This is a genomic window from Pseudomonas sp. IT-347P (genome assembly GCF_949768005.1).
Lineage (GTDB): Bacteria > Pseudomonadota > Gammaproteobacteria > Pseudomonadales > Pseudomonadaceae > Aquipseudomonas.
This window is the reverse complement of the sequence record NZ_CATKPQ010000040.1, coordinates 1-268: the sequence shown is the minus strand read 5'-3', so window position 1 is coordinate 268 and position 268 is coordinate 1. Positions and strand designations below refer to the sequence as shown.

Below are 268 nucleotides of genomic sequence, written 5' to 3'. Positions count from 1 at the left end.
ACGCTATGGTCTGGCCGGCCAGCTCAGGCGCATGCAATTGTTGATCAACGGCGACACCGACTGGCGCACCGTGTTACGCGATGTTCATTACAACGCCACTGATCAGATCATCGAGCAACAGGACGGTAACGGTGTGCGTAGCCAGTGGACCTACGATCCGGCCGACGGTCGATTGCACACTCAGTCCAGTCGCAAGGACAACGGCGAAGTGCTGCAGGACTTCGAATATGTTTACGACCGCGTCGGCAACGTCACCCGCATCGAAGAT

General features: G+C 57.5%; 1 protein-coding gene. It reads left to right on the top strand.

Features of this window, described 5'->3' with window-relative positions:
* Positions 1-31 precede the first annotated feature (31 nt).
* The coding region (locus ACM6IV_RS16240) for a hypothetical protein (protein ID WP_414870768.1) at positions 32-268 on the top strand (237 nt) is incomplete at its 3' end.